The sequence below is a fragment of the Metabacillus niabensis genome (assembly GCF_902829255.1).
Taxonomy (GTDB): Bacteria; Bacillota; Bacilli; order Bacillales; family Bacillaceae; genus Metabacillus; species Metabacillus niabensis.
In genome coordinates, this window is the sequence record NZ_CADEPK010000209.1 from 1 (window position 1) to 8,882 (window position 8,882).

Here is an 8,882-nt window from a genome sequence, read left to right on the forward strand (position 1 = left end):
GTTAAAAGAAACGATACCCTTTTTGCTAGTTCTAAAATTGCATTCCATGTTCGATTATTTTCAATTTCCAGCTCTAAGCGATAAGAGATTCGATTAATTGAACTATCCTTCGTTTTTGACAGAACAAATGCATGGATGGCAGAAAAAAACTGATGAGACTCATCCTGTAGTTCTTGGACTAGTTGGTCAATTTTAAATATAGGGCTTTGGTTGCCGAAGTTAATTTCATTCATCTTTATAAATTTTTGTAAAATACCATTTGTCTGACTTGTCCCTAACCTGTTAATGAGATTATGAATTTCTAAATAAGAAAACTTAACTCCTAATTGTTCACTTGCTACAAGATGAAAATGATGGGCTTCATCTATAATAATTTCTTGATAATCAGGTAATATCTTTTGGTCATAAACAAAATCTGAAATGAGCATAGCATGATTTGTAATAATTAGATTTGCTTTTAATGCTCTTTGTTTTGCATGTTGATAATAACAATATGCAACGAAAGGATTTTTATTAAAGGATGAATGGTCAACGTGTAATTGACTCCATAGAGCTTTACCACCTGATGGGAGATTTAATTCATCTACATCTCCGGTTTCTGTTTCTGTAATCCAAATAAGGATTTGTGACTTTGTTAGTATGAAATCATAGTTATCTTCAGGTTCCTTTAACGCTTGTTCAAATTTTTGCAGGCATAAATAATGGCTTTGACCTTTTAAAATCGTCGCATTAAAAGAAAAAGGCATTACCTTTTCTAAAAATGGAACGTCATGATCAAGCATCTGTTCTTGTAATGTTGTTGTATAGGTGCTAACGATTATTGGTCGTTTTTGTTTTTTAGCATACAAAATAGATGGAACCAAATAGGCTAAAGTTTTTCCGCTTCCAGTTGTAGCCTCAATTAGGCTATGCTGATGTGAAGAGAAATCATCGTATATTTCCTTCATCATTACAAGCTGTTCATCTCGAACCCGAAACGTTATATAATCCTTAGTAAATTTATCGCGACTATTCTTAAAATGTGAAATAATTTCTTCTATTCCTATTCCAATCTGATCATCTATATCTTGATTTGCTTCCACCATTTGACTTCTGTTTTTTATCGCCAATGTTCTGATTATTTCAAGATGATGATGATTTTGTTTTTCAATATTCACTAATTTTTCTGCAATGATATCTTCCAATACATCTTCGAGATCACTAATAAATGATCTCGATAAGCGGGAAAGCTGTTGCAATGTAATGATCGGTAAAGACTTAAACTTCTCGAGTATTTGTATAAATAGTTCGGCTGTGACCTCAGCATCGCTATCCGCTCTGTGCGGGTTTTCATGTAGCATATCAAATTCATCACTTAAATCCGATAATTTATAACTTTTTTTCGTTGGAAACGCAATCCTTGATAGCTCAACTGTATCAAGAATAGGTCCATTAAATTGCAACCCACAACTTAATAATTCCTCTTGTAAAAAAGATAAATCAAAATATACATTATGAGCGACAAATGTAGAATTTGTAAGCAACGATTGAATTTTCTCGGCAATTTCTTCAAAGGTTGGCGCTTTGTCAACCATCTCATTCGTAATACCTGTTAATTGTTCGATAAACGGTGGGATTTTTTGTAATGGGTTAACAAAACTTACAAATTTATCAACAATTTGATCATTTTCTAATACTATTGCTGCTATTTGAATAATCTTGTCCCCTTTTTTAGGGGAATTTCCTGTTGTTTCTAAATCGACTACGACAAATCGTTGCTCATTCATTCTGTGACACTCCTATAATTATGTAAAGCTTTTTATGCATGATATTTTGCTTAGGTTATTAATATATTTACTATAACATAATTTCATCCAAAACCCTCAGGTTCGTATTTATTTGTTTAGTACGATCTTAAAAAATGATTAAAAACAAACATCTTAATAAACATAATAAGGGCAACACCAATACATTGTATAGTCTTTAGTGACTATATCATTGTTTTGAAGTGTTAGCCCTTATTTTTTCCAAATTAGCTTAAAATGGTTGAAGCAGGTTCATGTCCAAGCATGTCAATAATTTTATTATTCTCATCCATGACGGCTATTTTTGGTTTATGTGTCGTAATTTTATCTTCGGGTATTAAGGTATAAGTTAGAATAATAATAATATCCCCTTCTTGAACAAGTCTTGCCGCAGCGCCATTCAAGCAAATAACTCCACTCCCTCTTTCGCCAGGAATAATATAAGTCTCAAAACGAGCTCCGTTATTATTATTTACAATTTGAACCTTTTCGTTTGCAATCATCCCTACCGCATCAAGTATATCCTCATCAATCGTAATACTACCTACATAGTTTAAATTTGCCTCAGTTACCCGGGCGCGATGAATTTTAGCATTTAACATTGTCCGAAACACATTTTATCACTCCAATCGTTCCATATCATCCTTATGTTTTCCCTTTATATTTCAACGGTAATATTATCAATTAATCTTGCTTTAGAAAATTTAACTGCTATGGCTAAAATGACCTTTCCTTTTGGAACTTTGATTTCCTCGAGCTGTGGATAAGTTAATATTTCTATATAATCAATTACACCACTTGTATTTTGAGTAATATAAGCTTTAATCATTTCTTTTATCTCTTCAAAATTTGTATTCCCTTTTACAATTTCCTCTTTAGCGATAACTAAGCTTCTATAAAGTGATGGAGCCTCACGTCTTTCTTCCTTATTTAAATAAACATTTCGAGAGCTTTTTGCAAGACCATCAGCTTCTCTTATTGTAGAGACTGGTACAATTTCTATCGGGAAATTTAGTTCTTCAACTAACCCTTCGACTACAGCGACCTGTTGGGCATCCTTCATTCCAAAATATGCTCTGTTAGGTTCAATAAGATGAAATAGTTTTGTTAAAATTGTTGCAACACCATCAAAATGGCCTACTCGTGATTTACCGCATAATACATTCACTCTTGATTGAACTGAGATTGTATAACCTGGAGATTGCGGATACATTTCATTAACAGACGGTAGAAAAACAAGATCAACTCCCGAGCTATTTGCTAACTCTTCATCTCTTTGCTGATCCCTCGGGTATGATTCAAAATCTTCATTTGGACCAAACTGTAAAGGATTTACGAAAATACTTAGAATCACAATATCATTACCTTTTCTTGCTTCCTCAATAAGCTTTAGATGCCCTTCATGTAAAAACCCCATTGTTGGCACGAATCCAATTGACTTATTTTGTTTTTTATATTCAGCTATTTTACTCTTTAATTCGTCCTTAGCCGTAACTACATTCATTGCTTAACCTCTCGATATAAATTAATTTTTTCTTCCTTTTTCATGTTAAATGAATGCTTTTCTTCTGGGAATGTTCGATTTTTTACATCTCGAATGTATTCCTTGATTGATTGCTCAATTGTTGGAGAAATTGAAGCATATTGTTTTACAAACTTTGGCACTCTACCATCCAGATAACCAATTAAATCATGGTAAACTAATACTTGACCGTCAGTATGTGGACCTGCACCAATTCCGATTGTTGGTATATCTAATTGTAACGAAATTTCTTTTGAAAGTTGTTGTGGAACACATTCTAATACAAGTGCTATTGCACCAGCTTCTTGCACTCGTTTTGCATCAGCAAATAACTTCTCAGCTGCCTTTGCACTTTTTCCTTGAACTTTATACCCACCAAGAACGTTTACTGATTGCGGTGTTAAGCCTAGGTGGCCAATAACTGGAATTCCTCCATTTGTCAGTGCTAAAATTGTATCCGTAACACCATCGGCACCTTCAAGCTTTAAGCAATCAGCTCCTCCTTCTTGCATTATTCTTGTTGCATTTCTTAAAGTATCGACAGGTGACAAATGGTAGGACATAAATGGCATATCTGTGACAATAAATGTCTCCTTAGCTCCACGTTTTACCGCTTTTGTATGGTGTATCATGTCATCCACTGTCACCGGGATTGTGGAATCATATCCTAATACAACCATACCTAATGAATCTCCAACAAGAATCATATCGACTCCAGCCAATTCCGCTTGCTTTGCACTTGGATAATCATAAGCTGTAATCATCGTGATCGGCTCACCTGAATGCTTCATTTTCATAAAATCTAATCTAGTTTTCATACATTCCCCTCCAAAGATTTAGAAATGCTTTTCCTATTCCCTAAAATTGCTCCACAGTCTAATGTCTTTCAATTTGTTAGCTATGTGATTCATTTTAGGGGAGGGGAAAACGATAAAAAAATCCCTCTTTCGACATAGAAAGAAGGATTTATTGTATACTTAATCAGTTTTCATCCCTCCGTCCTAGTCCTTTATGGATCAAGGCAGAATTTAGAATCATAACATTGTTTTATTTGAATCACATGAAGAAGATTCATTTTGTTAGAAAAGCAATTTCCAATAAGGTGTAGTTCTAAAAAAGATACTACCCGTTTTTCAGTATAACAAAGGATTTCATTAATTACTATTCTAAAATGATAGATAAAATCATTGTTTTATTTCAATATCCGCAGAATAGATTCGTTCTATTCCAGTTTCATCTGTTTCGATTAATAACGCACCATCATTATCAATGCCGATTGCTTTTCCTTCAATGACTCCATTAATTGTTCTTGCCTGTATTACTTTATTTAAACTGATCGCATAGCTTTCCCAAAGAAGCTTAATCGGTATAAAACCTTTCGATAAATATAGAGAATAAAGAGCCTCAAACTTCAACAAAATTGCTTGAATAAGCTTCGATCTTTCACATAATTCGCCTGATTCGATATAGATTGAAGTAGCAATTGAACGTAATTCCTCAGGAAAATGCTCTTCAAGCTGATTGACGTTAATCCCTGTGCCAATAATGACCGAGTGAACCTGATCTGCCTCAGCTTGAAGCTCAGTTAATATTCCTACAAGCTTTTTACCGTTTACTAAAATATCATTCGGCCATTTAATATCTGGCTTTAAAGTTGTTTCCTCCTCAATTGCTTGAACAATTGCCACAGCAGTAAGTAATGTTAGTTGAGGTGTATTATTTATCGGAATATTTGGCCTTATAATCATACTCATCCAAATACCTGTCCCACTCGGTGAATACCATGTTCTTGCCATTCTCCCTCTTCCATTAGTCTGCTTGTCCGCAACGACAATTGTCCCTTCTTGTGCTCCTTCAGCTGCAAGAGTTTGAGCAATTTTTTGAGTAGAAGTTACTTCCTCCGCAAAATGAATATTTCTCCCCATAGCTTTCGTTTGTAAACCGAGCTGGATTTCATTGCTGCTTATTTTATCAGGCTTCTTTGTAATTCTGTAACCACGTCTGCGAACAGCTTCAAGCTCATACCCCTCTTTTCTAAGGTCCTCTATATGCTTCCAAACAGCCGTTCTTGAGCAGCCAATATATTCACTAATTTTTTGACCTGATAAAAATTCACCATCAGCTTTTGAAAAGGCTTCTAACAATTTCGATCGAAGTCCTGATTGCATGTTAATAGCCACTCCTTTATTGCATTTCTTTCATTAACTACCTTATTCGTTACAACCGCCCTTTCAATTTTGCTTAATGCAACTGATACCCATGGGCCTGGATTTTGTTTTACTATTTTAATGACGTCGTGACCAGTAACTGCAAGCTCACCTCTTTCTTTAATCGGCAGCATTGCGAATCGTTGTTGTATTTTTCGTATCCGTTCATTACAGTTTGCCCATTCCATAAGAACAACACGTAGTCTTTCAACTGACACAGCAAGCTCATCCCCTGCATCATATAACTGTTCATCGTCCCAGTCCTTATCCTTAAGCATATCAATAAATTGAATTCTTCTCTGTACTTCTTTCATTAGTTTGACTGGCAGCTTCCATCCTCTTAAAAAAGCTTCGATAGAATGAGGCTTAATTAGATATGTTAGCAGTGTCCAAAATTCTTCCTTTGTTCTTAAAAAGGAAAAATCGTAATTAGAGAGCTTCATCAATTCTTGCTCCTTCTCAATTAAGCCAGGCAAAAATTGATGAATATTCAAATCTACAATTAAGTGAAGGGCATTTTGATAATTAGTCCCTTTAAGCAATTTATCAAATTCAATTGTCTTTCTTTCAATCGAAATCTTAGATAATAAATAACCGTAGTCCTTTATAGCTGTTAAGGTTGTTGGACAAAGCGCAAAGTTTAACTGGCTTACAAAACGAACCGCCCTTAGCATTCGAAGTGCATCTTCTGTAAATCTTTCGGATGCATTACCGACTGTACGAATAACTCGCTTTTTTAAATCTTCTCGTCCATTAAAATAATCATATAGAGTTTCATGACTATCCATTGCCATTGCATTAATTGTAAAATCTCTTCGTTTTAAATCTTTTTCTAATGATGTTATGTATGTTACAGAATTCGGACGTCTAAAATCCTCATAGCCTGATTCTGCACGATATGTAGTAACTTCGTACGGTAAATTATCAAAAAGAACAATAATCGTTCCGTGCTCAGCACCAACATCAATTGTATGGTTAAATATTTGTTGGATCTCATCTGGTTTCGCGCTAGTTGCAATATCGATATCACCAATATCTCGATTTAAAAGATAGTCACGTACTGCCCCACCTACGAAAAAAGCTTCGTAACCATTATCATGTAATTTTTTTAATATTGGTTTAGCTTTTAGAAATGGTGTATCCATTTTAATACTCCTTCTTTAAGCGACTTCCATCATTTTTCCATTGAAAGCAATTCATAATACAACGATTCATATTGCGAAACAATCTTTTCCGAATGGAAGTTTTCATGGGCAATGGTTATCGCATAGTTAGACATTTTTTTGTGGAGATTTTCATTTTGTAACAATGTTATAGCTTTAAATGCTATTGCTTCTATATCACCTATTTCACAAATATAACCAGTTTCCCCTTCGTTAATCACTTCTGGGATTCCTCCAGCATTTGTTCCGATACAAGGTACTCCACAAGCCATAGCTTCTAATAGCACTAATCCGAAGCTTTCCTTTTCAGATAATAATAACATAAGATCACTTAACGAATAGAGCTCCTCTAAGTTATCTTGCTTGCCTAGGAAAAGCACCTTATCTGTAAGGCCTAACTCTCTCACTAATCTACTGACAAATGACATTTCTGGACCGTCACCAACTAATAATAGCTTTGACTTTATTTTTCTTTGAATTAATTGAAAAGAATAAACAACATCCTGTACACGTTTCACTTTGCGAAAATTAGAGACATGGATGATAACCTTTTCATCAATATCGATCCCGAATTGGCTTTTCAAATGGGATGCATCTCTTTTATGATACACTCGTTCATCAATAAAATTGTAAACAGTCTCAATCTCTTTTTTAGGTTGAATAAGTTCATTGGTTTGTTTTACTAATGAATTCGATACAGCTGTTACCTTATCAGATGATTCAATTCCAAATCGTATTAAATCTGTTAATGATTGATCATACCCTAAAACAGTAATATCTGTTCCATGAAGAGTTGTTACTATTTTTAAATTTTCGTCAACCATTTGTTTTGCTAAGATTGCACAAATAGCATGAGGAATTGCATAATGGACATGTAATAAATCCAATTCTTCTCGTTTTGCAACTTCCGCCATTTTACTTGCAAGTGCTAAATCATATGGTGGGTATTTAAAGACAGAATATTGATTTACCTCCACTTCATGAAAGGTAATGTTGCAATATACCTTGTTTAAGCGAAAAGGTAAACTAGATGTAATAAAATGAATTTCATGTCCTCGTTCTGCAAGGAGTTTTCCTAATTCTGTTGCAACAACTCCTGAACCACCAACAGATGGATAACATGTAATACCAATCTTTAATTTTTTCATTTTGCTTCTCCAATAAAATCTTCTTTTAATAAAAGTGGTTGTTTAGCTTTAAATCCTTCTGCATATTTAACACCCACTTGTTTACCATAAAGCATTTCTCGGCTTTCTACCGTTTCAATATATCCATTTGTTAGTGGTGTGTCTACCGAACGATCTCCCTTAACAAATTGACTTTCATATGCAGTAAGACTTGCAATTTTCTTATGAATTGTTTCAGTAATATCAATGACAAAATCAGGGCTTTGAAAACCATTTATCATATAATAAAAGACATTCTGCACACGATGTGGGGGCTGTTCCAACGTATCTCGATATTTTCCAATACCTGACGAGAAAACTGCCTCCTCTACTAATCTCGCACAGTTCCCATGATCTGGGTGGCGATCTTCAAAATAAGGAACGAATATGTAAGTAGGCTGATACATCCTAATCACCTTGACAATTTCTTGTATCGCAGCTTCTGTAATATAAAGTCCACGATCTGGTAATGATAATTGGATTCTTGTTGTAATGCCAAGAATTTCACCAGCCCTTTTTGCTTCTTCCTGACGAATTGCAACCGTACCATTTGAAGAAAGTTCAGCCTTTGTCAAATCACAAATTCCGATTTTGTAATTTTTAAAAGAATATTTGGCAAGTGTTCCCCCCATGCCAATTTCCACATCATCTGGATGAGCACCAAATGCGAGTATGTCTAGCTTATTATTCATATTTCTCTCCCTTTTTTATAAGGTTTTAAATGATCTACATCACGTATAATAGACCAAATAATTAGCCAATTTCAAATGATTTGTCTTATTAAGTTTTTAGATAAATCGAAGCTTTTGTTTAAATTGACCATTTGCCCCGCTATGTTGCTCCTGCTATTTTATATAAAACAAAAATATCAATCATACAAAATAATCTATTAGCTAATATATTAATGTTCTTATGTATATTATGTTCAGTCATAAAAATAACGTTTAGTTTTTTAAGAAGGATAGTTGTTCATAATATAAACGATACGGGCAGTTTTAAAACTTCCACCTTAAAAAAGTTTGAACTGCCCGTAAGTAAGT

The 8,882-nt window shown here is 34.2% G+C and carries 8 protein-coding genes; all 8 read right to left on the bottom strand.

Going from position 1 to position 8,882, the window contains the following annotated elements; genetic code table 11:
• Positions 1–1,766, bottom strand: a 1,766-nt coding sequence (locus HU235_RS13760; protein ID WP_174880558.1) for an exonuclease domain-containing protein, incomplete at its 3' end; no start/stop codon positions are given.
• 245 nt (positions 1,767–2,011) lie between these two features.
• Positions 2,012–2,398 (bottom strand): aspartate 1-decarboxylase, encoded by a 387-nt coding sequence (panD, locus tag HU235_RS13765; RefSeq protein ID WP_095302198.1) that lies wholly within the window; start codon positions 2,396–2,398, stop codon positions 2,012–2,014.
• 44 nt (positions 2,399–2,442) lie between these two features.
• Positions 2,443–3,288, bottom strand: coding sequence for a pantoate--beta-alanine ligase (panC, locus tag HU235_RS13770; RefSeq protein ID WP_095302199.1), 846 nt, complete (start codon positions 3,286–3,288; stop codon positions 2,443–2,445).
• The gene (gene panB, locus HU235_RS13775; RefSeq protein ID WP_174880559.1) at positions 3,285–4,124 is read right to left on the bottom strand and encodes a 3-methyl-2-oxobutanoate hydroxymethyltransferase; all 840 of its coding nucleotides are present in this window, start codon (positions 4,122–4,124) and stop codon (positions 3,285–3,287) included. Before panB ends, panC begins: the two co-directional genes overlap by 4 nt.
• Before the next feature lie 366 nt (positions 4,125–4,490).
• Positions 4,491–5,474: a biotin--[acetyl-CoA-carboxylase] ligase gene (locus HU235_RS13780; protein WP_095302201.1), complete on the bottom strand. Its 984-nt coding sequence runs from the start codon at positions 5,472–5,474 to the stop codon at positions 4,491–4,493.
• Entirely contained in the window at positions 5,444–6,658 is a 1,215-nt protein-coding gene (locus HU235_RS13785; protein WP_174880560.1) for a CCA tRNA nucleotidyltransferase, read from the bottom strand. Before HU235_RS13785 ends, HU235_RS13780 begins: the two co-directional genes overlap by 31 nt.
• A gap of 29 nt (positions 6,659–6,687) precedes the next feature.
• On the bottom strand, positions 6,688–7,824 hold the full coding sequence (gene bshA, locus HU235_RS13790) for an N-acetyl-alpha-D-glucosaminyl L-malate synthase BshA (RefSeq protein ID WP_095302203.1): 1,137 nt from the start codon (positions 7,822–7,824) through the stop codon (positions 6,688–6,690).
• Positions 7,821–8,534 carry a bacillithiol biosynthesis deacetylase BshB1 gene (gene bshB1 / locus HU235_RS13795; RefSeq protein WP_095302204.1) on the bottom strand — a complete coding sequence of 238 codons (714 nt, stop codon included), beginning with the start codon at positions 8,532–8,534 and terminating at the stop codon, positions 7,821–7,823. Before bshB1 ends, bshA begins: the two co-directional genes overlap by 4 nt.
• Between the last annotated feature and the right edge of the window lie 348 nt (positions 8,535–8,882).

Excerpts from the sequence above, each read along its gene's own strand:
- panC (WP_095302199.1), bottom strand. The coding sequence starts at position 3,288 with ATGAATGTAGTTACGGCTAAGGACGAATTAAAGAGTAAAATAGCTGAA.
- panB (WP_174880559.1), bottom strand. The coding sequence starts at position 4,124 with ATGAAAACTAGATTAGATTTTATGAAAATGAAGCATTCAGGTGAGCCG.
- HU235_RS13780 (WP_095302201.1), bottom strand. The coding sequence starts at position 5,474 with ATGCAATCAGGACTTCGATCGAAATTGTTAGAAGCCTTTTCAAAAGCT.
- HU235_RS13785 (WP_174880560.1), bottom strand. The coding sequence starts at position 6,658 with ATGGATACACCATTTCTAAAAGCTAAACCAATATTAAAAAAATTACAT.
- bshA (WP_095302203.1), bottom strand. The coding sequence starts at position 7,824 with ATGAAAAAATTAAAGATTGGTATTACATGTTATCCATCTGTTGGTGGT.
- bshB1 (WP_095302204.1), bottom strand. The coding sequence starts at position 8,534 with ATGAATAATAAGCTAGACATACTCGCATTTGGTGCTCATCCAGATGAT.